At 69.0% G+C, this 24,059-nt stretch carries 26 protein-coding genes; 14 read left to right on the top strand and 12 right to left on the bottom strand.

Annotated features, from left to right (window positions below; translation table 11 throughout):
* Window positions 1-55: 55 nt before the first annotated feature.
* From C5H89_RS02210 to C5H89_RS02195, 4 genes are all read right to left on the bottom strand, one after another.
* Window positions 56-1,675, bottom strand: coding sequence for an APC family permease (locus C5H89_RS02210; RefSeq protein ID WP_275887092.1), 1,620 nt, complete (start codon window positions 1,673-1,675; stop codon window positions 56-58).
* A gap of 350 nt (window positions 1,676-2,025) precedes the next feature.
* A complete protein-coding gene (locus C5H89_RS02205; RefSeq protein ID WP_104105470.1) occupies window positions 2,026-2,328 on the bottom strand; it encodes a contact-dependent growth inhibition system immunity protein in 303 nt (100 codons plus the stop codon).
* 299 nt (window positions 2,329-2,627) lie between these two features.
* Window positions 2,628-2,930: a contact-dependent growth inhibition system immunity protein gene (locus C5H89_RS02200; protein ID WP_104105469.1), complete on the bottom strand. Its 303-nt coding sequence runs from the start codon at window positions 2,928-2,930 to the stop codon at window positions 2,628-2,630.
* 27 nt (window positions 2,931-2,957) lie between these two features.
* Window positions 2,958-4,334 (bottom strand): RNase A-like domain-containing protein, encoded by a 1,377-nt coding sequence (locus tag C5H89_RS02195; protein ID WP_104105468.1) that lies wholly within the window; start codon window positions 4,332-4,334, stop codon window positions 2,958-2,960.
* A 193-nt stretch (window positions 4,335-4,527) separates the two neighbouring features.
* Between C5H89_RS02195 and C5H89_RS02190 the strand changes: the two genes are divergently transcribed.
* Together C5H89_RS02190 and C5H89_RS02185 are read left to right on the top strand one after the other, a co-directional pair.
* On the top strand, window positions 4,528-5,052 hold the full coding sequence (locus C5H89_RS02190) for a hypothetical protein (protein ID WP_104105467.1): 525 nt from the start codon (window positions 4,528-4,530) through the stop codon (window positions 5,050-5,052).
* A gap of 56 nt (window positions 5,053-5,108) precedes the next feature.
* Complete coding sequence (locus C5H89_RS02185; protein WP_104105466.1) at window positions 5,109-5,669, top strand: XRE family transcriptional regulator; 561 nt, start codon at window positions 5,109-5,111, stop codon at window positions 5,667-5,669.
* A gap of 151 nt (window positions 5,670-5,820) precedes the next feature.
* Here C5H89_RS02185 and C5H89_RS02180 read toward each other — a convergent pair whose 3' ends face one another.
* The 4 genes from C5H89_RS02180 to C5H89_RS02165 all read right to left on the bottom strand — a co-directional run bounded on the left by C5H89_RS02180 (window position 5,821) and on the right by C5H89_RS02165 (window position 8,114).
* On the bottom strand, window positions 5,821-6,150 hold the full coding sequence (locus C5H89_RS02180) for a contact-dependent growth inhibition system immunity protein (RefSeq protein WP_104105465.1): 330 nt from the start codon (window positions 6,148-6,150) through the stop codon (window positions 5,821-5,823).
* A complete protein-coding gene (locus tag C5H89_RS02175) occupies window positions 6,143-7,399 on the bottom strand; it encodes an RNase A-like domain-containing protein (protein WP_162799171.1) in 1,257 nt (418 codons plus the stop codon). Before C5H89_RS02175 ends, C5H89_RS02180 begins: the two co-directional genes overlap by 8 nt.
* A gap of 116 nt (window positions 7,400-7,515) precedes the next feature.
* Entirely contained in the window at window positions 7,516-7,812 is a 297-nt protein-coding gene (locus tag C5H89_RS02170; protein WP_162799170.1) for a WXG100 family type VII secretion target, read from the bottom strand.
* Window positions 7,809-8,114, bottom strand: coding sequence for a WXG100 family type VII secretion target (locus tag C5H89_RS02165; protein ID WP_104105462.1), 306 nt, complete (start codon window positions 8,112-8,114; stop codon window positions 7,809-7,811). The genes C5H89_RS02170 and C5H89_RS02165 overlap by 4 nt, the downstream gene beginning before the upstream one ends.
* A 192-nt stretch (window positions 8,115-8,306) precedes the next feature.
* Here C5H89_RS02165 and C5H89_RS02160 point away from each other — a divergent pair, with 192 nt between their 5' ends.
* From C5H89_RS02160 to C5H89_RS02110, 11 genes are all read left to right on the top strand, one after another.
* The gene (locus C5H89_RS02160; RefSeq protein WP_104105461.1) at window positions 8,307-8,990 is read left to right on the top strand and encodes an AIM24 family protein; all 684 of its coding nucleotides are present in this window, start codon (window positions 8,307-8,309) and stop codon (window positions 8,988-8,990) included.
* A 98-nt stretch (window positions 8,991-9,088) separates the two neighbouring features.
* Window positions 9,089-9,607, top strand: a complete 519-nt coding sequence (locus tag C5H89_RS02155) for a DNA starvation/stationary phase protection protein (protein ID WP_104105460.1) — start codon at window positions 9,089-9,091, stop codon at window positions 9,605-9,607.
* 19 nt (window positions 9,608-9,626) lie between these two features.
* Entirely contained in the window at window positions 9,627-10,583 is a 957-nt protein-coding gene (locus tag C5H89_RS02150; RefSeq protein WP_205304820.1) for an ABC transporter ATP-binding protein, read from the top strand.
* 14 nt (window positions 10,584-10,597) lie between these two features.
* Entirely contained in the window at window positions 10,598-11,773 is a 1,176-nt protein-coding gene (locus C5H89_RS02145; RefSeq protein ID WP_104105459.1) for an ABC transporter permease, read from the top strand.
* Entirely contained in the window at window positions 11,770-12,933 is a 1,164-nt protein-coding gene (locus C5H89_RS02140; protein ID WP_104105458.1) for an ABC transporter permease, read from the top strand. Before C5H89_RS02145 ends, C5H89_RS02140 begins: the two co-directional genes overlap by 4 nt.
* Before the next feature lie 11 nt (window positions 12,934-12,944).
* On the top strand, window positions 12,945-13,304 hold the full coding sequence (locus tag C5H89_RS02135) for an HNH endonuclease (RefSeq protein WP_104105457.1): 360 nt from the start codon (window positions 12,945-12,947) through the stop codon (window positions 13,302-13,304).
* A gap of 358 nt (window positions 13,305-13,662) precedes the next feature.
* On the top strand, window positions 13,663-14,181 hold the full coding sequence (locus tag C5H89_RS02130) for a SigE family RNA polymerase sigma factor (protein ID WP_104105456.1): 519 nt from the start codon (window positions 13,663-13,665) through the stop codon (window positions 14,179-14,181).
* Window positions 14,178-15,020: a hypothetical protein gene (locus C5H89_RS02125; RefSeq protein ID WP_162799169.1), complete on the top strand. Its 843-nt coding sequence runs from the start codon at window positions 14,178-14,180 to the stop codon at window positions 15,018-15,020. Before C5H89_RS02130 ends, C5H89_RS02125 begins: the two co-directional genes overlap by 4 nt.
* Before the next feature lie 115 nt (window positions 15,021-15,135).
* Window positions 15,136-16,569 carry a hypothetical protein gene (locus tag C5H89_RS02120; protein ID WP_104105454.1) on the top strand — a complete coding sequence of 478 codons (1,434 nt, stop codon included), beginning with the start codon at window positions 15,136-15,138 and terminating at the stop codon, window positions 16,567-16,569.
* 10 nt (window positions 16,570-16,579) lie between these two features.
* Window positions 16,580-17,848 carry an MFS transporter gene (locus tag C5H89_RS02115; protein ID WP_104105453.1) on the top strand — a complete coding sequence of 423 codons (1,269 nt, stop codon included), beginning with the start codon at window positions 16,580-16,582 and terminating at the stop codon, window positions 17,846-17,848.
* Window positions 17,845-20,562 (top strand): DUF2804 family protein, encoded by a 2,718-nt coding sequence (locus tag C5H89_RS02110; protein ID WP_104105452.1) that lies wholly within the window; start codon window positions 17,845-17,847, stop codon window positions 20,560-20,562. The genes C5H89_RS02115 and C5H89_RS02110 overlap by 4 nt, the downstream gene beginning before the upstream one ends.
* 126 nt (window positions 20,563-20,688) lie before the next feature.
* On the opposite strand, the gene ppk2 is transcribed toward C5H89_RS02110, so the two are convergent.
* Genes ppk2 through C5H89_RS02090 form a run of 4 tightly spaced genes read right to left on the bottom strand, consistent with a single transcriptional unit; the run spans window position 20,689 to window position 23,475 of the window.
* Window positions 20,689-21,486, bottom strand: coding sequence for a polyphosphate kinase 2 (ppk2, locus tag C5H89_RS02105; protein ID WP_104105725.1), 798 nt, complete (start codon window positions 21,484-21,486; stop codon window positions 20,689-20,691).
* The gene (locus C5H89_RS02100) at window positions 21,483-22,199 is read right to left on the bottom strand and encodes a matrixin family metalloprotease (protein WP_104105451.1); all 717 of its coding nucleotides are present in this window, start codon (window positions 22,197-22,199) and stop codon (window positions 21,483-21,485) included. The genes ppk2 and C5H89_RS02100 overlap by 4 nt, the downstream gene beginning before the upstream one ends.
* A 23-nt stretch (window positions 22,200-22,222) precedes the next feature.
* Window positions 22,223-22,687, bottom strand: a complete 465-nt coding sequence (locus C5H89_RS02095; RefSeq protein ID WP_104105450.1) for an SRPBCC family protein — start codon at window positions 22,685-22,687, stop codon at window positions 22,223-22,225.
* Between the two features lie 17 nt (window positions 22,688-22,704).
* Window positions 22,705-23,475, bottom strand: a complete 771-nt coding sequence (locus tag C5H89_RS02090) for an endonuclease/exonuclease/phosphatase family protein (protein ID WP_104105449.1) — start codon at window positions 23,473-23,475, stop codon at window positions 22,705-22,707.
* 34 nt (window positions 23,476-23,509) lie between these two features.
* Here C5H89_RS02090 and C5H89_RS02085 point away from each other — a divergent pair, with 34 nt between their 5' ends.
* Window positions 23,510-24,058 (top strand): nucleotidyltransferase, encoded by a 549-nt coding sequence (locus tag C5H89_RS02085; protein ID WP_104105724.1) that lies wholly within the window; start codon window positions 23,510-23,512, stop codon window positions 24,056-24,058.
* Window position 24,059 lies beyond the last annotated feature (1 nt).

Raw genomic sequence — 24,059 nt, 5'->3', positions numbered from 1 at the left:
GTCAGTAGGCAAGACCATCGAGCGAAGAAAAGCGCGCCGGTTGGAGCGCCATGGATCAGTGCGGCGCTGCGCCTGAAGGAGCCTCCGGAACCGCGGCGACTGCGGCGGCGGCCACGGATGCCGGCAGAGCGGCGCGCACTCCCCACTCGAACATCACCAGGGAGAACGCGGTGACCGCGACCATGTCCACGCCGTTGGGGAGCCACTCCCTGCCGCCGCCGAACCTGCCGACGTACGTCAGCAGCAGCAGCCCCACGTAGTAGGGACCCAGCCACGCGAGCGAGCGCAGCGCTAGGGAGCGCGCCAGCTCCGGGCGGCGAAGCACGCGCCAGCCCAGCACCGCCATACCGACCGCGATTGGGACGGTGAGCTTGATCATCGTGTCCCACCCGGTCCAGTAGATGATCAGGCTGACGACGACGAAGGCGAACCGCGCCACCACCGGCACAGCGGGGAGTCGAAACGGGCGTGCCCGGTCAGGGACCTGCCGGCGCAGTGCGACGACGGTGACCGGGCCCAGGCACATCGACAGCACGATGGCGCCGGAGTTGAAGGAGAGCAGCTCGGACCAGCCGTCGCGGAACGCAAGCAGCAGGCCTAGGCCCACCGCGAGGTTCAGCACCATCGCCCGCAGGGGGACGCCGTGACGTGAGAAGGCGGCCACGGTGCGCGGGAAAAGGCCGTTCTCCGCGACGGCGACCGTGAGTCGCCCGCTGGACGCAGTGGACACCAGCCCCGCACCGAACGGCCCCAGCACGGCGTCGGCCACGACCATCTTGGCGAGCGTGGCCATGCCCAGGCCGGAGAGGATGGCCGCGAGCGGACCGTTCGCCCCGCCCTGGTCGAGCCGGGCCCAACCGCCCTCAAGGACGGCGGGGTCGACCGCGCCGATGAAGGCGAGCTGGAGGGCCGTGAAGAGCGCGGCACAGATCAGGATCCCGCCCACGAGCGCGATCGGGATGGCTCTCTGTGGTCGTCGTGCCTCACCGGCGAGGTCAAGCGCGTGCCGGAAGCCGAGGAACGCGAAGACCACTCCGCCGGTGGTGATCGCGCTCAGCACCCCGTTCACACCTTCGGGGGCGAATCCCTTCTCCCGGATGGGAGCGGTGGAGAAGTGCGTCAGTAGGGCGATGGTGATGACCAGCGGGATGATCAGCTTGATCCAGGTCAGCGCGGTGTTGATCCGCGCGAACAGTGCCACCCCGAACGCGTTGAGCGCGGTGAAGACGACGAGGACGATCGCCGCGGCGACGATCCCGCCCAGGCTCAGCGCGCTCTCTCCGTTGGAGGATCTCGCGGCGACGAAGAGCCAGTCGAACGCCGGCTCGTTGCTGGCGTACTCGAGCATGGCCTGGGTCTCGATCGGCGCCGCCGTCACGTAGCCCACCCAGGCGACCCAGCTGATCGCGATCCCGACCCCCTGGCCGTGACTGAAGGTGGGCAGCAGCCCCAGACCGCCGACCACCGGCAGCATGGCGGAGACCTCGGCGTACACCAGAGCCACCGCGATCAGCATCACCGCCGCGATCGGCCAGGCGAGGATGGCGGCGGGGCCCGCTTGCTGAGCGGCGAACAGTGGGGCGAACAGCACTCCGGAGCCGACCACGCCGCCGATTGCGACGAAGGTCAACCCGAGAGTGCCAATCGATCGATTGGGAGCCTGTTGCTCGTCCATCACTTTTAAAGGTAGCGGCGGTCTGCCCACTGGTGTGGTCCTCGACCGGGTCAAGTACGACTACCCCCGAGTAGGCCCTCGAGCCTCTCGTCGCCCCTGGCTACTTCGATCCGAGAACAGGGGCGGGCAGCGAGAACGTTGGGGTCCTTGCCACCAACGCCGACGCGCCGTTGTCGTACTGGCTGCTTGGCTGCATCGACCTGCTCAGCTCGCCACCGCGACCTGAACCATCCCGCGTTGTGCTCGGTGCCCTCGAACCACTCGCCGCACTTCGCGCCGGCTTGAAGGCGACGCTTCCTCTGGGCGTGACTCACTCGTCACGGCTGGCGGACCTGGCTGCCCGCCAGCAATCAGGTTTGATCTCTAGCAGATGACTGACCGGGAAGACTGTGAATGATCCTGTCTTTAACAGCAGCGAGCCAGGCTCGCTCTCCCTCCGGCGGGCTGTAGTACATCCCCATCTGAACAACGGCGCGTGACAGCTGCGAATCGCTGGGTGTGTTTGCCAAAAGGCGGTCAATGTCATGGGGCACTTGCGCCACCCGGGCGGGGTTGTCGGTCAAGAATTCGTCGATGACTCCTTGCCAAGTGCTGTGCGCATGGTCCCAATCCTGGTGGAAGTAGGTCATCAACAGGTAGGTAAGCCCTTCCATCGGTCAACCTTTCAGAGTGGGAACGCGGTCAGGACCTGCCACCCGAGGGGCATCTCCTCGGTAGGAATCAGTACAACTCGAGCGTCCTTGGGCTTCATCGACCCGCCCTGTTCGCCACGGGCGACCTGAACGATCCTGCGTTGCGCTCGGTGTCGTCGAACCACTCGCCGCACTTCGTGCCGACCTTGAAGGCGACTCTGCCTCTGGGCGTGGCAGCGCTGGTCAAGGCTGTGAGGACCTGGCTACGCGCCTAAGAATGGGGCAATGATCATCCGACCATCAGCCTCCTAGGTTCGCGCCTATGAGTGGCGGGGCGAGTCCTTGTGGGCGGGCGAGCGATCCGCAATCCGTTCACCAACGGAGGCCAGCCATGGGCGGTATCCCTCTTCTGGGTAGTAGTCCATGCCCATGTCGAGCAGCCTCTGCCTCAGATCGGAGTCATCGGGGGTGGAGCCGAGCAGCTTGAAGATCTCGCCCGGCACCCGGCTCACCGTTTCCGGGTCGTCTTGCACGAAGTCGTCAATTACCTCCTGCCATGTGGCGTGCAAGTTGTTCCAGTCCTGGTGAAAATAGGCCTGGAGCATGTAGGTGAGGTTTTCCATTCGGCGTCCCTTTGCTCGTTCGGTTTCTCATCCGGGGAAGGCAGTCAGTACTTGCCAGCCCTCTGGCATGGTCTTGTTAGTGATCAGGACAACTCGAATGCTCGATTGCTGCAGCACAGACCCATCCCTCATGACGGTGATGCCGGTGGGAGTTTCGAAGTGTGCCTTAAATGTATGTTTGTGCTGGCTCGATGGGCCGGCCAGCCACCTTGCGATCTCACCGCTTCTAGATTCCACAACCCGGGCAATGAGCACCTCGGCCTCGTCCTGGCTTACAAATGATGATGACCGCGCGATCCCTTTCGAGATGCACCTGGCAAGCAGTTCGTCCACAGTCTTCGCGACATGGTCTCTCAACGTGTGACCCGGCGGGGCCTCATGCGCGGTGAGCCACCCGCTCCTGAAGGTCCCGGAGGGAGGACCGGGCAGTCGGATCGATCCCCGTTCGTCCCGCACTCGCGGGTACTTGCCTGCGCGCAGACGCACCTGGGCCATCCGGCTGCGGGCCTCGCGCAGCCTGGTCGCGGCTTTGGTGGAGGTAGCCCGCAGAGTGACTAGCAGTGCGTGGAACCGGGGCGTCTGGGCCGCGATACGGGCCATCATGGCGCTGCCGGCGGCTCCCGCGCCGAGACCGGAGGAGAGCAGCCCTACGACCGCGGAGATGGCGACGCCCTCGAGGGCCATCTGGCAGATCTCGCCGATGATCGCGAGGGTGCGTTGGTGAGCGTCCCGGACCGCTTCGGCGTACTCCTGGCACGACGTTGCGATGGCGAGCATGGCGCCGGCGGTGTCCTGGATCAGCGCGCGCAGCTCGGTCAGAGCAGCGGTGGCGAGGGGGACCTCGGGGGACTGCTGGCCACCGAGGAGGGCGGCGGCTTCCCGGCACTGATGCTCCAGGTCGCCTACGGAATCTGCAGCCGAGCGCCATGCGGCCGCGGCATCCAGGAGCCGGTCGATGTCGGCGCCCGGCCAGACGAATCCTTCGACGTGGTCGATGATCCAGGCCTCGACCATGTTGAGAGTCGATGAATTGCCGCCCAGGCTGCTCGGTGGTGCTGAGGCACGAAAGTGCGTGAAGCCGCTGGTCGAGTGGGAGGTGTCGGCGTTCCACACTCGCCCGGCCGCGGCAGCTTCTGCCCGACCGTGGTTGTCGCCCGACACCGCCAGGAGCCGTGAGAGGCTGCTGAACGCGTAGGTCAGCTCGACGAGAGCCTGGAGCGACTCGTCCGCTGCGGCGTCGTACTCGATGGCGAAGTCGGTGCTGGTGGCATCGTCGCCGGCCATGCCGGCGTACCCCTGGAGCTTGCCTGCCAGCGACTCGGTGACCATCGCGGTGATCTGGTTGCCCGAGCGGCAAGCTGCCGCGGCATCGCTGAATCCGACGACGTCGACCGCGAGCCTCACTGGAGCTGCTCTGCTCGATGCACGTCCGGTCGTGCCTTCCCCATGTTGCCGCCCCCTGTGGCCCGGTATCGCTCCCGATCCTTGCGGGTTCCGGCCGGGCAGGGCGGCCCCGACCTTCACCTGTGGATAACCGACTCGTCCGTCCTCGCGGAGTCTGCGCCGCATCGCAGCAGGAGTGAGCAAGACTGCCGCCATGTCCACGCAGCCCGCCGTCGTGCCGTTCGCCCAGACCCACCGCATACTGGCGAGTGCCCTGATCAGCGCTCCGGTGCTGATCGCCGTGGTTCTCGCCTTCATCGGTTCTGCCGACACCGAGACGGACGAGAGCTGGACGACCGCCAGCCCGGACGTCGTGTGGGTCGGGTTGCTCCTGGTGGTCGGCGCCGCCCTCCTGGCGTTGGTTCCGACGGTCGGCTATCGAATGGACCCGCTGGGGAAGGGCATGGAGGCCGAGGCGAACGCCGTGGCCCGGGGCCGCTACCAGTCGGCGACGTTCGTGCGCTTCGCCATGGCCGAGGTGCCGGTGCTTCTCGGGATCGTCCTGGCCTTCATGGACGGCTCCTACCTGCTCTACCTGCTCGGAGCAGCGATCGGCCTGGGGTTGATGGGCCTCCACGTCTGGCCTTCGCGCCGGGTGGTGGAGAAGTCGTCCGAGGTTCTCGAGGCGGACGGCGTGCAGTCGGGCCTCCGAGCCGACTTCGGCTACGCCTCGCACTGAACGTGCCTTGCGCTCCACGTTGACAACCGCCCTTGCCGCTCTGGCAAGGTCATGACATGGCAGACGACGACATCCTGCGGGGCGTGGGGCCGCGGCTGCGCCAGCTCAGGCTCGAGCGTGAGGCGACGTTGAGCGACCTCGCCGCGGAGACCGGGATCTCGGTGAGCACGCTGTCCCGTCTGGAGTCCGGCCAGCGCAAGCCGACGTTGGAGCTCCTGCTGCCGTTGGCCCGCGCGCACCGGGTCGCTCTGGACGAGCTCGTGGACGCCCCGGAGACGGGGGACCCGCGCATCCGCCCCCGACCGGTCACCCGGCATGGGCGGACGTTCCTCTCCCTGACCCGTCGGCCGGGTGGCCTGCAGTCGTTCAAGATGATCATGCCGGTCGAGAGTGCCTCGCAGCCGACCCTGCAGACCCACGAGGGGTACGAGTGGCTCTACGTGCTCAGTGGTCGGGTCAGGCTCGTCCTCGGCACCCGGGACCTCCTCCTGGAACCCGGGGAGGTTGCGGAGTTCGACACCCGGACCCCGCACTGGATCGGAAATCCGGGTCCGACGCCCGCCGAGGTGCTGGCCATCTTCGGCCCGCAGGGGGAGCGCATGCACGTGCGGTCGTGACCTCACCGCTGTGTCACTGAGCCGGCTGGGGGAGAGGTGCAGCGGGACTCTGGTCCGATCCCCGGACGGCCTGCACCGACCGGCGGATCATCAAACTCCTGGCTGGGCCGTTCCAAGCAATGTGCTGAATCCCAGGAACGGGCAATAAAGTTCAATTGCGCTCTCTGCCCTCGCCTCTAGAGGAGGCTCTGATCGCATTCGCGGTGAGTCCGCGCAGTTCGTTTAGCCACTCTCGAGCGTCCCTGCCGTCGCGTGAGGGGCGGTAGAAGGATCCCAGCTCAACGATCAAGTCATCGAGTTCTTCGGTGCTGGCCGAGGTCGTCAGATCGTCGATCTCATCGATGAGCGCCGGAGCCTCCTCCGGGTCGCCATCCAGCAGGTCGAGCAGCGCTTCTTGCGGGCTGCTGTACTGATCCCTCCAGTCCTGGTGCAAGTAGGCCCCGAGGAAATGCCATAGCGCTGGGTACCGGTCCTCAAGCATTGCCCACTCCTGTGGGTTGGGGGAAGGTCGTAACAACTCGATATCCGGATTCGGTCTCGTTGCTTCGAACCAAGATCACTCGCACACCCGTGACGTGACGAACGTTGCCGGCCGCGTCGACCGAGACGCCCACCACCTCGGGCAGGACGGCATTGATCCGCAGGGACTTCTTACCGTTCGCCAGCCAGTCTTGCACTTGCTCAGCGTGCTTCTCAAAAACCCTGTCAAGGGCTCTGTCTGCGTCCTTATACGTCTTGAAGGATGAGGCAAACTCAAGCTCTTCCTCGCGTGCGCGGGTGGCGAGTTGATCCACGTTTCTGCCGATGTGCCTCTCCTCGATGTGGCCACCAATCTTGTCTTGAGCCTTGATTGATGACCGTCCTCCTCCAGGCAACCGGAAGGACCCGCGTTCGTCCCGTACCCGTGGATACTTCCCGGCTCGTCGGCGTACCTCCGCCATCCGGTCGCTGGCGGTCCGCAGTCGGGTGACGGCTTTGGTGGAGGCCATTCGCAGGGTGACCAGGAGGGCGTGGAATCTGGGTGCTTGGGTGGCGATCCGGGCCATGGCGGCGGTCCCGGCGGCGCCTGCTCCGATGCCGGAGGAGAGGAGGCCGACGACTGCGGAGAAGGCGATGCCCTCCACGATCATCTGGCAGATCTCGTTGATCAGGGCGAGGGTGCGTTCGTGGGTGGTGCGGACTGCTTCGGCGTACTCCTCGCAGGAGGAGGCGATCGCGTGCATCTCCTGGGCGGTCTGTCCGATCAGGGAGCGCAGGTCGGTCAGGGCGGTGGTGGCGAGGGGTACCTCGGGGGAGTGCTGGCGTTCGAGCAGGGTGATGGCCTCGTCGCACTGGTGTTCCAGGTCGGCGATCGAGGAGGCGGTGGACTGCCAGGTGGCTGCTGCGGCGAGGAGTTGGTGGACGTCGGCGCCGGGCCAGATGAATCCTTCGACGTGGTCCAGGACCCACGTTTGCACCATCCCGAGGTCGGGGTTGTTGGCCCCGAGGCTGGAGGGGGGTGGGGGCGGTCGGTAGTGGACGAAGTGGCTCGCGGGCCAGGAGGTGTCGGCGTTGTACACGCGCCCGGCGGCTGCGGCTTCGGCTCGTCCGTGGTTGTCCCCTGAGGTGGCGAGCAGTCGGGACAGGCTGCTGAACGCGTAGGTGAGCTCGACCAGCGCGCCGAGGGACTCGCGGGCTGCGGCGTCGTACTCGGCTGCGAAGTCGGCGCTCATGGCGTCGTCGCCGGCCATGCCGGCGTACCCCGAGAGCTTGCCGGAGAGCGACTGCGTGAGCATGGCCGTGATCTGGTTGCCCGAGCAGCAGGCCTCGGCGGCGTTGGTGAACCCGACGACGTCGACCGCGAGCCTCACTCGAGCTGCCCCCACATCGACATGTTCGCCCCCACCGCAGCGGTGTAGTTGGCCTGCGCGGTGTCGCCCAGGTCGCGGATCCCGGCGAGCGCCTGGGTCATGTCGGCGAACTCCCCGCGCCACCGGGCGTACGACGTCACGTGGGCGTCGCGGGCCAGTCCGGACCACTCGGCGTGCAGGTCTCTCGTCACGGCGTCCGCGTCACCGACCAGGTCGTCGAGCGCCGCCTGACAGGCGGTCATCTCGGCCACGACCAGGCGGAGCTCGTCGACGTCGACCCGGAAGGCGGTCATCCGAGTCGCCCCCGCATCCGCGTGTGGGCGTCCCCGGAGCCCGTGTCTGCGATCGAGAGCTGCGAGTCGGCGTACCGCACCCCGTCGACCCCGGTCGACAGGCCGTCGATCACGGCGTCGGCACTGTCCCGCCATTCCTCCCAGAAGGCGGCGAAGCGGGCGGCTGCCTCACCGCGCCAGCCCGTCATCAGGGACTCGACCGAAGCCTCGATCTGGGCGCGGCGCGCCGCCATCTCGGCGGCACGCGCGGCGAGCTTGTCGGTCGCCCGCGACACGTGGGCATGGTCGAGCTGGATGCTCATGGGGCCTCCCGAGTAGGACCGGCGAGCGCCGGCAAGGACTGCTCAGATCCTTGCGGTTTCTCCGCGATGGCGTCGGTGCGAGACGGCCGGCCTGTGCAAAACCCTGTTCCGAATGGGCATGGAACGTCCGTCCGCACCACTACTGTCGGGTCATCGGCGACCAGGGGGGTCGCCTCATCCCGGAGGTGTCCCATGCGCAGCGAGCTCTTCGACCAGGTCAACGAGGAGAGGGCCACCGCCGAGCGGTTCTCCCTGCACCACCGAAAGACCCTCCGGGCGGTGCTCGGCGAGCCCGTGCTCGCCGCGAAGGGCGCGATGGTGGCCTACCAGGGCCAGGTGAGCTTCGAGCACAAGTCGGCCGGTTCGCTCGGCAAGATGATGAGGCGTCTCGTCACCTCCGAGGACATCCCGCTGATGACCGTCGCCGGCCAGGGGGAGGTCTTCTTCGCCGACGCAGCCAAGGACATCTTCCTGGTGCACCTCGAGGGCGACGGGCTCTCGGTCAACGGTTCCAGCCTGCTGGCGATGGACGCCTCCCTGGAGTACGACGTGCACCGGGTCAAGGGCGCCGGGATGATGACCGGCGGCATGTTCAACACCCTCATCCAGGGCACCGGCACCGTCGCGCTGACCAGCGACGGCCCGCCACTGATCCTGGACTGCTCGCAGACGCCGACGGCGGTGGACATCAACGCTGCCGTCTGCTGGTCGGCCGGCCTCACCCCCCAGGTGGTGAGCTCGATGAACATGCGCTCGATGCTGCGCGGCGGCACCGGGGAGGCCTTCCAGTACTCCTTCCACGGCCCCGGTGTCGTGGTCGTCCAGCCCTCCGAAGGCCCGGTCGTCCCGCCGCACAGCCACGGCAGCGGCTCCTGAGGGACTCCTCGGACGACAACCGCTGGTCGTGCTGGCGGCGGCTAAGGGCAGCCTCACCTTTCTGGAATCATTCCAAAAAAGGGTGTTGACTGCCTGTCATGACCCAGACGATGAGCAAGCACGCCGCCCGCCCCGCATTCCAGGCCAGCCAGCAGCTCGGGGACCACCTGCAGCAGCTCCTGGTCGACCTCACCGACCTGCAGCTCCAGGGCAAGCAACTGCACTGGAACGTGGTGGGCAAGAACTTCCGCGACACCCACCTCGTGCTCGACGAGGTGGTCGAGGCGACCCGCGGCTTCGCCGACGACGTCGCCGAGCGGATGCGTGCCATCTACGTCACGCCTGACGCCCGAGTGAAGACGGTGGCCGCGAAGAGCACTCTGCCCGAGCTGCCCAGCGACGAGATCGACACCGCCGACACCGTCGACGCGATCGTGGCCGCCCTGTACGCCGTCGCCGCCACCGCGCGTCGGATCCACGACGACGTCGATGCCGAGGACCCCACCTCGGCCGACCTCCTGCACACCGTGCTGGAGCGGATCGAGCAGCTGGCCTGGATGATCGACTCCGAGAACAGGATCGCCAACAGCAGCATCCCTCGCTCCATGCACGAGTGAGGTGCCTTACAGTCGGCGCGTGAGCCAGAACCCCGCGCCGGCCGACGTGCTCGTCGTCGACTCGTTGGTCCGCCGCTTCGGCGAGCTGACCGCGGTCGACGGCGTCTCGTTCCGCATCGCCCCAGGTGAGACCTACGGCCTGCTCGGCCCCAACGGCGCCGGCAAGACCACCACCATCTCCATGGTGGCGGGGCTCATCGCGGCGGACTCGGGGACGGTCACCGTCGCGGGACGACAGATGACGCCCCGTGCCATCGAGCCCAAGAAGCACCTCGGGCTGGTGCCGCAGGACCTGGCGATCTATCCGGAGCTGTCCGCGCGCGAGAACCTCCTGCTGTTCGGACGGCTCCAGGGCCTGGGTGGCGCACGCCTGACCTCCCGGGTGGCCGAGGTGCTGGAGCTGATCGGCCTCACCGACCGCGCCAAGGACCTGAGCAAGGAGTACTCCGGCGGCATGAAGCGCCGGCTCAACATCGGCATCGGGCTGCTGCACCAGCCGACCCTGCTGATCCTCGACGAGCCCACCGTGGGAGTGGACCCGCAGTCGCGCAACGCGATCCTGGAGTCCGTCGAGGCGCTGGCGGTCGAAGGCATGGCCGTGCTCTACACCACGCACTACATGGAGGAGGCCGAGCGCCTCTGTGACCGGATCGGCATCATCGACTCGGGTGTGCTCCAGGCCGAGGGCACCAGGGACGAGCTGATCCGCCTCACCGGAGGGGTCGACACGATCAGGATCGGCGGCAGCGGCGACGTCGGCGCCGCCGCGGAGAAGCTTCGTGGCATCCCCGGCGTGGAGCGGGTCGACGCCGACCGGCACTCGGCAACCCTCGCCGTGCGCGACGCCGCCGCGCTGGTCGCCGACGTGGTCAGCACCGCAGCCGACCTGGGCGTCAAGCTCTCCGACGTGGAGGTCTCGCGTCCGGACCTGGAGTCGGTCTTCCTGCACCTCACGGGCAAGGCCCTGAGGGACTAGGGCTCGGAACGACCGTGCGCCAGCTGCTGACCCTCACCCTCTCCGACCTGCGCCAGCGTGTGCGCGACAGGTCGGTCCTCATCTTCGCGTTCGTGGTGCCGCTGGCGCTGATGTTCGTGTTCAACCTGGTCTTCGGCAACACCGACGACATCGACCTCAAGCCGATCACCGTGGCGGTCTCGGCCCCGGCCGACGACGATCTCGCCCAGGTCGTCGCCCGCGTGGTCCGAGACCTGGACGGCCAGGGCGGACTCGACGTCACCGTCCACGAGGTCGACGCCGCGACGGGGCGTCAGCAGGTGGAGGACGGCGACGCCGCGATGTCCCTGATCCTCCCCGACGGCTTCGGCCCGGCCGCGCAGTCCGGAAAGCCCGTCACCGTCGACGCGGTCCGGGGCGACGAGGCCGGGATCGAGTCGGACATCGTGCTCTCGGTCGTCGACGGGGTGCTCGACCGGTTCGCCCACGGCGCTGTCGCCGCCCGGGCCGGACTGGTCGAGGGGATCTCCGAGGATCAGCTGAGCAAGCTGGCCGAGCAGGCTTCCTCGGGCGGGCCGGCGTACACCTTGGCCGAGGGCGAGGCGTCGGACGAGCAGCTCGACTCCGGAGCCGCGCTCGTGGCTGGCCAGACCGGCCTGTTCCTGATGTTCACCGTCAGCTTCGGAGTGACCAGCCTGCTGTTGGAACGGGAGACCGGGACGCTGCGCCGCCTGCGCTCCATGCCGATGCCGGCGTGGCGGATCGTGGCCTCGAAGGCGCTCGTCAGCCTCACCCTCGGGGTGGTCGCCAGCGCCGTGCTGCTGGCCGTCGGCGGGTTCCTCTTCGACGCCAGCTTCGGCTCGCCGCTGGCAGTGGGCGCCCTGGTGGTGTGCGTCTCCGCGGCCGCCACCTCGGTGATGTTCCTGATCGTGCGGGTGGCGCGCACCAGTGAACAGGCGAGCATCGCCACCTCCATCGTCGCGGTGGTCCTCGGCGTGGGCGGGGGCGCGTTCTTCCCGGTCAGCGCCACCGGCGCGTTCGCACCCGTGCTCGACCTCAACCCCGTCGCCGCCCTGCTCCGGGGTCTGGGGATCACCGCTGGCGGCGGCGGGCTGGGCGACATCGGCACGCCCGTGCTGATCATGCTGGGATTCGCGGCCGTGATGGTGCTGCTGTCCCGGCTGGTGCCCGACCGGGGGGCCTTGTCATGAGGAACGCGCTCACCGTCGCCGGGGTGGAGCTGCGGCTCTTCGTCCGAGACCGCTCCAACATCTTCTTCGTCTTCATCTTCCCGCTGCTGCTGGTGCTGATGATCGGCGCCCAGTTCGGCGAGGGGGCCACCACCGGCCGGGTCGCGGTCAGCGGCAGCGACAGCGCCCTGAGCGCAGGTCTGGTCACCGGGTTGGAGTCCGAGGACGTCGAGGTCAGCGACCCCGAGTGGGACGCGGCCCTTGAGCAGCTGGCCCGGGGTCGGCTGGACGTCGCGTTGCGCGTGGACGACGAGGCCGACGCGGCGTACGCGTCCGGGGACGAGGTCCGACTCACCATGGTGCGCGCGTCGTCCCCGAACGCGCAGGTCGTGGAGCAGCAGGTCCGCACGGCGGTCGCCGCCCTGCAGGCCGGGAACGGCCAGGTCGCCGCGCTGGAGGCGTACGGCGTACCGGCAGGCCGAGCCGAGGCGGCCCTGGCGCAGGCGCGGCAGGAAGCCAGTGCGCCCGTCCTGGAGGTCACCGACATCGACGAGCTCAGCGAGGAGTTCGAGGGGCTGGGGCAGTTCGACCTCGGCGCCTCGGGACAGCTGCTGCTCTTCGTCTTCCTGGCGACCCTCTCGGGCTCTGCCACCCTGATCAAGGCTCGGCGGCTCGGTGTGGTCGCGCGGATGCTGGCGGGGCCCGTCTCCACCACCCAGGTGATCGCCGGTCAGACCCTGGGGCGCTGGGCGCTGGGGTTCTTCCAGGGCGGCTACCTGATGCTCGCCACGTCGGTGCTGTTCGGAGTGAGCTGGGGGAGTCTGTGGCTCTCCCTGGTGGTCGTCGCGCTGTTTGCCCTCGTCGCCTCCGGGGCGGCGATCCTCCTCGGCACGCTGCTGGAGAACGAGGGCGCCGCTGCGGCCCTGGGCATCGGGCTGGGGCTGGTGCTGGCGGCCTTGGGTGGCTCGATGCTGCCCCTCGAGCTCTTCCCCGACACCATCCGCGCTGTCTCGCACGTGACCCCGCACGCCTGGGCCTACGAGGCCTTCGCCGAGATCCAGCGCCGTGGGGGCGGTCTGCTCGACGTGCTGCCCCAGCTCGGCGTGCTCGCCGGGATGGCCCTGCTCCTGCTCGGCCTCGGCGCGTTGTCGCTGCGCCGCAGCCTGGCGCGGGCGATGTGAGCCCGGGCGTCATGGCCGTCAACCGCAGCCGCAAGGCGACCGTGGCCCGCCGGCGCAAGCGACGCATGGCGCGGGTCGAGCACGACCTGACCGACGAGCAGTGGAGCGCCCTCCAGGCCGCCTGGGGCGGCTGCGCCTACTGCGGAGCGGTGGACCGTCCGCTGCAGCGGGACTGCGTCCTGCCGATCTCGCGCGGGGGTCGCTACACGCTGTCCAACATCGCGCCGGCCTGTGGCTCGTGCAACGCGAGCAAGTGCAACGACGAGGTGACCGCCTGGCTGCGGCGCAAGCGGCTGGACGAGCGGGCCTTCCTGGAGCGGCATCTGGCGATCAGTGCAGAGATGGACAGGCAGTTCCCCTCGGCTCCCTGACTAGGTGTGTTCCTCGGTGTTCAACGCGCCCGGCAAGCGGGGCCGCAAGCATGCCGATGACCTCCGGACTGTGGTGGTTGCGATGGCCGCGCGCGAGGCGGACGGTCGGGCAGAGCCGGCCCGCCGGCGCCGAGGGGCACTCGCCGCCTGACGGGCTACCCACAAAGCGCGCGGAAGGAGGCACATCTGGCCCTTGCCAGTCGGGGGCCCTTGGCTATCCCAGCCGTACTGCGTGTTACCCGCGCGTTCATGTGATGTGGCGTAATGCTGCTGCAGAAACGACCGGCTCGACGTGCTAGGGCAACCAAACTGGGACCCTCGCCGGTTGTAGTGGTCAGACAGGAGAGGAGGACGACACGTGCGAGAGCCACCGGGGTTCCGTGAGTATGTCGAGGCTCGCTCGCCTGCTTTGCTCCGGACTGCGTGGATGCTTACCGGCGATCAGGCTAACGCTGAAGATCTCCTGCAGACCGCTCTCGCGAGGACGTGGCCTCATTGGACTCGCGTGACTGAGGGTCAGCCCGACGCCTACGTCCGAAAGGTCATGGTCCGCTTGAACGCGGACTGGCGGGCAAGACGTTGGAATCGGGAGTCCCCGACACATGATGGCCAGCCTCACAAGCGGGCGCACCGAGCATCGCTCGACGACACCGTGCGGGTGGACGACCGACTGGACCTTCTCGAAGCACTCATGAGCCTGCCGGTGCGCCAGCGCCAGGCCGTGGTGCTGCGCTACTACGACGACTTGTCAGTCGACGCTGTCGCTGACGTCATGGACTGCTCCGCGGGCACGGTCAAGAGCCAAAGCGCTAAAGGCCTCAGCAAACTCCGCCAGGCACTCGAAGCCACCAAACCCGACCGAACGAGTAGACGATGAACACCGAAGAACTGACCAGCATGCTGCGAACCCTGCCACCTGCGATGCATGGGTCCGCCGACCGCTTCGAGGTCGTCGCGCAACGGGCCCGCAGGCGAGCGCGCGCCAAGAACGCTGCGCTCGCCGGTGTAAGCAGCGCAGCGGCTATTGCCGCAGCCGCCGTCCTCGCGGGTGGCACACCGACCAAGCAGCCAGACAGTTTGAACATCGCCACTGATCCGGCGTCGCCAACCGCAAGCGTCGGCTATGACCAGTCAAAGCCGCTGCCGGGTGTGCCGACAGCGGTGGAGCTGGGCGAACCCGTTGTGGTCACGGCCACGGGGTCAAGCACCGTCAATCTTGGGCCGCGCCCTGACGGTGCCACCGCAGTCAACGTGTCCCTCGCCTGTCTGACTGCTGGGCGTATCAAGTACCCGGATGGGGCATCTATCAAGTGCGACGGCCCTGCACCGGACGACCAGATCATCGACCCCACAAGCAGCAACCACGCGCTACTCGCCCTCGCCCCGGGTCAGACGTCACTCACGTTTCAGGCACCGGAAGGCGTTGGGTGGAAGGTCGTCGCCATCTACGTTCGTACGGAGATGTCCGAGTGGGGAGTCAACGCCAAAGGAGAGACCTTCGGCGTCCAACGCAACGGCAGGTCCCCGGACTTGATCGCCGTCGTCACAACTGACGGCAAGCAGGGCTACGCGTACGTGGAGGACCTCGAAGGCCCCGTGCCAACTTCGCCCGCGGACGCTCTGGCTCAACAAGAAGCCAACGAGGGCAAGAAGCGCTCCGTCCCGGTGTATGAGTCCGACGGCGAGACACTCATCGGCGAGTACGTCTCCGGCTGACGGCATCGCGCCAACGACTCAGGTCGTGTCGGAACATCGGAAGATCCGTAAAGGCCCAGTAAGATCCCCAAGCTGGCGTATGGATTCGAACAGGTGTTCGATCTAGGTTAGAGCCATGATCCTGCCCGATGTCGACGAGCTGTCTCCGGGGGCCCTCCTGCAGAGTGCCTCGCGTGCGCTCCGAGCGCGTCGGTTGGCGGAGGTCGACGAGATGCACCTGGCCGCGCAGTGGGCGGTGCTGCACGGCCACCGGGTCGACGAGCACGACCCCATGGTCCGTCCCGGCGGTGACGGGACGCCCCCGGTGCGCGAGTTCGCGCTGCCGGACCTGGCCATCGCCCGGGACACTCACGTGGCGACCACGAGGGCGTTGCTGGCCGACACGCTGGACCTTCAGCATCGGCTGCCGCGAACCTGGGCCGTGGTCCTCTCGGGTGGCTGTGAGCCCTGGGTGGCGCGACGGGTCGCGGTGCTGTCCCGCGCGCTCCCGGTCGAGACCGTCGGCATCGTGGACGCCTCGGTGGCCCGAGCGATCGCGGGACACGCCCCCTCCACCGTGCTCGAGATCGCGCGAGCGAAGACGATCGAGGCGGACCCGGAGGGCTTCGCGATGCGCAGGGAGATCGAACGCCGTCGCCGGTACGTCGCACTGGGCAAGGTGGACGAGCTCGGGTTCCGCCACGTGATCGCTCGGGTGAACGCCGGCGACGCGGCCTGGGTCGACGCCCTGGTCGACCGCGTGGCCGACGTGCTCGCGGCCTCGCACCCCGAGGGCGGGAACCGGGACGAGCTGCGCGCCGAGGCCTTCGGCTGGCTGGCGCGGCCGGCCGAGCTGCTCAAGCTGCTCCTGGACCACCACGTCCCGGCCGAACCTGCGCAGGCAGTCGAGGAGTCCCGTCCGGCTTGGGCGCCCGACCACCTGCTGCGCACGGTCGAGCGGTTGGCCACGATGTCCACGCGTCAGCTGGCCGCGCTCCGCGGGCGAGGGCAGGTCTTCGTCCACGTCACTGACACCTCGCTGCTCCGCCAGGCGGGCCTGGCTCGGGTCGAAGGGCTGGGGCCGGCGCTGGTGCAGGCGCTGCGGGAGCTTCTGGGGCACGCCGACGTGCGACTGACGCCGGTGCTCGACACCGCGGTGCGGCCCCGGAGCGACCAGTACGAACACCCGGAGACCTCCAAGGACATCGCCTGGTTGCTGTCCGGTGGTGACGTGTTCCCCTTCTCGCCAAGGACTGCGACCCGCGACCGTGTGGACTTCGACCACGTGGAGCCTTACGACCCGGCGGGTCCACCCGGGCAGACCGGGCCACACAACTCGGGCCCGTTGCGTCGCACGCACCATCGCTGGAAGACCCACGGCGGCTTTCGCTATCGCTCGTGCGGACGCGGCCGCGCGTTGTGGCAGACGCCGTTCGGGACCTGCGTGCTGGTCGACGAGCACGGGAGCCGCCGGTTGCCGATGGAGGAGGCCGAGCTGATGCTGGGCGCCCCGCCAGGCGTGGACGTCTACCTCAGCAACGCTGAGATCGACATCGGGGTCTACCGGTAGGGTCCGGCGCATGTCTGGGCCCGTCGTCGACCGCCACCTCTGGAGCTGGGTCGTGATCCTCGGGCTGACCGGTCAGCTGGCCTGGACGGTCGAGAACATGTACCTCAACCTCTTCGTCTACGAGACCATCACCGACTCCCCGACGGTGCTGGCCACCCTGGTGGCCGCCAGTGCACTCGCCGCGACGGTGGCCACCCTGCTGGCGGGGGCCGCCTCGGACCGCCTCGGCCGACGGCGAGAGTTCATCGCCATCGGCTACGTGTTGTGGGGAGCCTGCACCGCCGCGTTCGGCCTGGTCGGCGCGGAGGCGGTCGCGGTGGCGGTGGTGGCGATCATCCTGCTCGACTGCGTGATGAGCGCCCTCGGGGCGACCGCCAACGACGCGGCCTTCAACGCCTGGGTCACCGACTCCACCGACGTCGGCAACCGGGGACGGGTGGACGGCGTGCTCGCCACCCTGCCGCTGCTCGCCATGCTCATCGTCTTCGGTGCCCTGGACCCGCTGACCCGCGGCGGACACTGGCAGCTCTTATTCGCGATCGTGGGCGGGGTGACCGCGTTGGTCGGCGTGGTCGCGTGGTTCGGACTGACCGAGACGCGGCAGCCCCGACCCGCGGGCACCTACCTCTCGTCGGTGCTGCACGGACTTCGGCCGTCCACCGCGCGGTCGAACCCCCGGCTCTACCTGGCGCTCGCCGCGTGGGCGGTCCTGGGCACCAGCACCCAGGTCTTCCTGCCGTTCCTCATCATCTACGTCCAGCGCTACCTCGACATCGACGGCTACCCGATCGTGCTCGCCTCGGTGCTGCTGGGGGCGGCTGCGGTCAGCGTCGCCGGGGGTCGGGTGCTGGACCGGGTGGGTGCCGCGCGGGCGATCCTCCCGGTCGTCGGGGTGTACGCCGTCGGGCTGGTCGCCATCTTCTTCGCTCGCGGCATGCTGCCCGTGATCGGTGCCGGCATCGTGCTGATGTCCGGCTTCATGCTGGGCGTCGCCGCCATCTCGGCCACCGTCCGCAACCTCACCCCGCCCGACCGGGCCGGCCAGGTGCAGGGTCTGCGCATGGTCTTCGCGATCCTCGTCCCGATGGTCGTCGGACCCTTCCTGGGAGCCGCCGTGATCGTCGGTGCCGACGAGAGCTTCGTGGAGCTCGGCGTGGTCAAGCAGGTGCCGACGCCGTGGATCTTCATGGCGGCCCTGGCAGTGGTGATGCTGGTGGTGATCCCGCTGCGACTGCTCGACCGCGTCGAGGACCCCCTGCCGGAGCAGGCGGCAGCATGAGCGTGCTGACCGAGTACCCGCGACCCCAGCTGGTCCGCGACTCCTACCTCAACCTCAACGGCACGTGGGAGCACGCGTTCACCGACGCAGGCGACTGGAGTCACCCCGAGGTCTGGGACGGCCCGATCCTGGTCCCGTTCTCCCCGGAGGCGCCGCTGTCCGGGGTGGGGCGGACCCTGCAGCCGGACGAGGCGCTCTGGTACCGGCGTACGGTCGTGCTGCCCGACGGCTTCGTCCGCGACCGGGTGCTGCTGCACTTCGGGGCGGTCGACCAGGACTGCGAGGTCTGGGTCGACGGTGCGCCCGTGGGCGGCCACCGCGGCGGCTACCTGCCGTTCGCCCTCGACGTCACCGACGCTCTCACCGGACCCGGCTTCGAGCTCGTGGTGCGGGTGCGCGACGTCACCGACACCTCGTTCCGCAGCCGCGGCAAGCAGAAGCTCGATCCGGGCGGCATCTGGTACTCCGCGCAGTCCGGGATCTGGCAGACCGTGTGGCTGGAGTCCGTCCCGCGGCAGTGGGTCGAGCAGCTCGTGCTGACCCCCCACCTGGACGCGGGCGAGGTGGAGGTGACGGTCGTCCCCGCCGCCGACGCGCCGGCTGTCGCGCGGGTGACCATCGGCGTGGTGAGCGAGGAGGTGCCGGTCGGCGTACCCACCCGGGTGTGGCTCGGCGCTGAAGTCCGCACCTGGTCGCCGGAGGACCCCTTCCTGTACGACGTCTCGGTGACCCTCGGCGAGGACGAGGTCACCAGCTACGTCGGGATGCGCTCGTTCGGGATCGGCCCGGACCGGCACGGGCACGTGCGGCTGCTGCTCAACGGCGAGCCCTACCTGCACGCCGGGCTCCTCGACCAGGGCTACTGGCCCGACGGGCTCTACACCGCGCCGACCGACGAGGCCCTGGTCCACGACATCCGCACCGCCAAGGAGCTCGGCTTCACGATGCTGCGCAAGCACATCAAGGTCGAGCCGCTCCGCTGGTACCACCACTGCGACCGCCTCGGCATGCTGGTGTGGCAGGACATGGTCAATGGCGGGCGCAGCTATCGGCACGCCGTGGTCACCGCCCCGGTGCTCGCACCGGTGAAGCTCGCGGACCACCGGCACGCCCTGTTCGGCCGGCAGGACGACGACGGTCGCGCGGAGTTCGTCGACGAGCTCGAGGCGACCGTGCACCTGTTGCGGTCGGTGCCGAGCATCGCGGTCTGGGTGCCGTTCAACGAGGGCTGGGGCCAGTTCGACGCCGCCGAGGCGGCCGCCTGGCTCAAGGAGCTGGACCCGACCCGGCTCGTCGACCACGCCAGCGGCTGGCACGACCAAGGAGCGGGGGACATGGTCAGCCGCCACGTCTACTTCCGCCGCTACCGGCTCTCGCGCGGGGACGCCGCGGATCCGCGGGCCGCTGTGCTCTCGGAGTACGGCGGCTACTCCCACCGCGTGCCGGGCCACACCTGGAGCGACGCCGAGTTCGGCTATCGCAAGTACGCCGACCGGGCTGCCTTCCAGGCTGCGTTCCTGCGGTTGCAGGAGCTCCAGATCGGGCCGGCGGTGCGGGACGGGCTGGCCGCCTTCGTCTACACCCAGCTCGCCGACGTGGAAGAGGAGACGAACGGACTCATGACCTACGACCGACGCGAGCTCAAGGTGGATCCGGATGCGGTGCGCGCCTCGAACGAGCGCCTTCGCCAGCGGTTCGCCGGCGGTGCGGTGAGCGAGCGGGAGATCACCGAGGCGGTGTCCCTGACCCTGCCGGACGGCCGGCTGAACCCGGCCGCCGTGGGCTGGACCCGCACCCCGGTGATCTCCACCGACGGCATCGGGCGCGGTCGTCTCGGACGGGGCCGCAACAAGCGCTGGGAGTACTGGGCCGTCACCACTCCCACGCACGTGGTCGCGCTGGTGGTCTCCGACATCGACTACGCCGCCGTGCACGGCATCTGGCTGCTGGACCGCGCCACCGGTGAGGCGATCGCGCACGACGCCATCGGGGTGCTCGGCCGGAGCGCCACCCTGCCGGGGACCCTGGGGGCCGGGCCCGCGAGGTCGCGCACCAAGGCCGTGCGCATCGACATCGAGGAGGTCGCAGGCGGCACCCGGCTGCGCGCGCAGGGAGAGCGGGTGCGCATCGACGTGGTGGCGCACCGGCCCGAGGGGCACGAGTGCCTGGGAGTGGTGGTGCCGTGGACCGACCGGCTCTTCCAGTACACCGTCAAGGACGTCGCCCGGCCCGCCACCGGCTCGGTCTGGGTGGACGGGGTGGAGTCGGTCGTGCCCGAGGGGAAGTCCTGGGCGACGCTGGACCACGGCCGGGGACGCTGGCCCTACGACATCCGGTGGAACTGGGGTGCCGGCTCCGGCCGCGTCGACGGCCGGGTGATCGGCATCCAGGTCGGTGGGCAGTGGACCGATGGCACCGGGTCGGTGGAGAACTCGCTGCTCGTGGACGGTCGTCTCTCCAAGATCAGCGAGGAGCTGGTCTGGACCTATGACCGCGACGACTGGCTGGCGCCGTGGACCGTCACGGGCGACCGGGTGGACCTGACGTTCACGCCGTTCCACCTCAAGGAGTCGGTCACCGACGTGAAGGTCTTCGCCTCCAAGACGCACCAGTGCTTCGGCCACTGGTCCGGTCGGGTCCGCGACGATGACGGCAAGTGGGTCCGCGTCGCGGACGTGGTGGGCTGGGCCGAGGACGTGCACAACCGCTGGTGAGCCTGGATCTTGAGACGTGCGCCACATTTATCCGGAAAGTGCTGCTTTTAACCACTTTCGAGCGCATGATTCTCCTGACCCCGCTGGCGACCCGAGACGCCAGCGGGGTCATTCCATTTCCCGGCATCACTCCAGCGTCGCGCTGTGGTCGGGCACGTACGTCGTCTGCTCGCGCGGCGGCCGCCGGTAGCCCTGGGGCTCGGGTCGCTCCGGCAGCGACAGGGTCGGCAGCGGCACCTCGGTGTAGGGCAGCGTGGAGAGCAGGTGGGCGATCATGTTCAGCCGCGCACGCTTCTTGGAGTCCGACTCCACGACGTACCACGGTGCCTCACCGATGTCGGTGTGCACCATCATCTCGTCCTTGGCGCGGGAGTAGTCCTCCCAGCGGGTGATGGACTCCAGGTCCATCGGCGAGAGCTTCCACTGCCGCATCGGATCCTGCAGTCGCGCCTTGAAGCGCCGCTGCTGCTCGGTGTCGCTCACCGAGAACCAGTACTTGCGGAGCAGGATGCCGTCCTCCACCAGCAGTCGCTCGAAGATGGGGCACTGGTGCAGGAACCGACGGTGCTCGACCGGGGTGCAGAACCCCATCACCCGCTCCACCCCGGCGCGGTTGTACCAGGAGCGGTCGAACAGGACGATCTCCCCGGCGGCGGGCAGCTGCTCGACGTACCGCTGGAAGTACCACTGGGTGCGCTCCCGCTCGGTGGGCATCGGCAGTGCGACGATCCGGGCCACCCGCGGGCTGAGGTACTCGGTGATCCGCTTGATGGTCCCGCCCTTGCCAGCGGCGTCGCGGCCCTCGAAGACCACCACGATCCGCTGGCCCTCGGCCTTGACCCATTCCTGGACCTTGACCAGCTCGGCCTGGAGCCGGAAGAGCTCCGCCTCGTACGTCGTCTTGGTGAGCCGCGGAGCAGTCATCGGCACGGCACCCGGCCCAGCCGGGCGAGACCGGACAGGTCACCGGGACCGAAGGTGCGCTGCCCGGTGGTCTCGGCGTTCATCAGCTCGTGGCGGTCCTCCACGTGGGCCAGGCCCACCAGATGGCCGAACTCGTGGGTCACGATCGCCTCCAGGTCGTACTCGGGGTTCCAGAAGCTGGCGAAGCTGTCGGCGTCCAGGACCACCGAGCCAGCGGAGTACTGCCGGTGACGGGGCGAGGTGGCGATCCAGGAGCTGCCGGCCACCCCGGCGACGTTCCCGGCCAGCGCCTCCACCTCGTCCTCCGTCGCCCACGCCACCACCACGGGAGCGTCGCGGTCCACGGCCGGTCCGAAGAACTCCCGGGAGTCGGTGGTGCCCTGGTACTCGAAGACCAGACCGGTGGCCGCGCTCACCTGCCGCACGGCCTGGTCGACGTAGTCCTGGTAGTCCTCGGGCGCGTGCAGCGGGTTGACCCGGTAGTGGATCGCCCGACACGGGCTGTAGCCAACCGGCTCCGAGCTTCCGGGCTGGGTGACGGTGAAGGCGTAGGAGCCCGATTCGTCGACTTCTGGCGGCACCCCCAACGGCTCGGCCACGCCGGCCATCTCGCGCAGCCGCTGGAGCTCGCTGCCGGGGGAGAGAAGTGACAGACCGCAGAGCAGGGCCACTGCGATGCCGATCCCCAACGTCGCGGGGCCGATCCGGGCCATGGCTGCGATCCTAGGGAACCCGGTCAGGAGGTGACCAGGTCCTCGATCCGCTGCAGGGTCCGCTCCATGTTGCGCCGCGTGTGTCCCGCCATCCGACGCACCGCGGGCCGCCCGATGGCGGCCTCGGTGCTGATGTCCCAGGTCTCGCGGACCCGGGTGCCACCGTCCACCGGCTCCAGGTCATAGCTCCACGTGCGGCCGGTGAACAGTAGGGTCAGCGGGAAGGGAGCCAGCGTGCGCCACGCGATGCGGCGGTTGTCCTCCAGGGCCACCACCTGGTTCCGGGTGGAGTACTTGGCGCCGATCTTCATGTCCATCCCGAACGAGTCGCCCAGCCTGAGCCGCCGACCGCCGGAGCGGGCCCGCTTGACGGTTCCGGACCCGTCGATGTCCAGGTGCCTGGCGGGGTCGACCAGCAGGTCGAAGATCTTCTCGGGGGGCGCGGGGATGACGCGTTCCACGCTCACCCGGTCGCGGTCAGTGGTCATGGCGCCCAGCCTAGGGGTCAGGTGGTCGACCGAAGATCGACCGAGAGCGCCCGATGGTCGGACAGCGCCAGGCGCTGCGCCCGGCTCGACGTGACGCGCGCCGCAAGATCGGGCGTGCCGAGCAGGTGGTCGAGCTGCTCGCCGGGTACGTCGGCCGGGAAGGTGGGAGCCGCGGCCAGGGCCGCCAGTCCCGTCAGCCGAGCGGCTCGCCCGGGACCCATGTTGAGGTCTCCGGCCAGGATGAGTGGCGTGGTCCGCGCCTCGAAGGCCTGGCGCAGGGTGCGGAGCTGACGACGCTGCCACCACTCGATGAAAGTGAGGTGGGTGTTGACCACGGTCACCTGTCCCAGTGGCGACTCGATCGTGGCCGCGACCGCCACCCGAGCCTCGTCCTGCACCATCTCGGGGCGCCGGCTGCCGGGGAAGAACATCGGCACCCGCACCGGCACCGGGGCCAGCCGGATCGTCTGCCAGGCCGTCACCGGATAGCGGGAGAGCAGCGCCACGCCGTATCCCGCGGCGTCGGGCTGCTCGTCACCGTCGGCGGCCATCCAGACCCCGGGGTTGCCGTGCAGGGCCGCGACGAAGAGATGGTCCTGGGCGCCCATGGCCTCTGCCGCCAGGGCGGTCAGGTCTGCGCCCGCGGACCTGACCTGGTTGCGGTCGACCTCCTGGAGCGCCAGGACGTCGGCGTCCAGGGTCGCGATCGCCTCACAGAAGCGGGCCAGGTCGACCTGGTCGTCGTCGGGTGAGCGGCCGTGCAGGATGTTGAACGTGGTGACCCGCATGGCTCCACTCTGCCAGCCTCGGTAGCGTGTGCGCGTGATCGACGTCGAGCAGGAGAATCTTCGCGAGGCGCTCAAGCGTGTCGCGGTCGCCCTCAAGGAGATCGGCCTGCCGTTTGCGCTCGCCGGCGGGTACGCCGTGTGGGCCCGGGGTGGCCCCGAGCCGGAGCACGACGTCGACTTCGTGGTGGCCGAGGAGGACGCGCCCCAGGTGGCCACCCTGCTGGCCGAGCACGGCTTCCAGGTGGTGCAGCCACCCGAGGACTGGTTGTTCAAGGTCTTCACCGACGACGTGATGGTCGACGTCATCCATCGCGACGCCACCATCCCGGCCGAGCGCGCGATGCTCGCCGACGCCGACCACATCGAGGTCATCTCGGTGGTGATGCCGGTGCTCCCGGCCACCCGGCTGATGGTGCAGAAGCTGCACGCGATGGACGAGCGCTACTGCGACTTCGGTCGGCTGATGCCGGTCGCGCGGGCACTGCGCGAGCAGGTCGACTGGGACGTGGTGCGTGCCGAGACGCAAGACAACGCGTTCGCGGTGGCGTTCCTGTTCCTGCTGGAGCGGCTCTCCATCATCTGAG

Origin of the sequence: Nocardioides sp. 616 (genome assembly GCF_002930065.1) — a bacterium.
GTDB classification, from domain to species: Bacteria; Actinomycetota; Actinomycetes; order Propionibacteriales; family Nocardioidaceae; genus Nocardioides; species Nocardioides houyundeii.
This window is presented reverse-complemented; position numbering and strand designations above follow the sequence as displayed.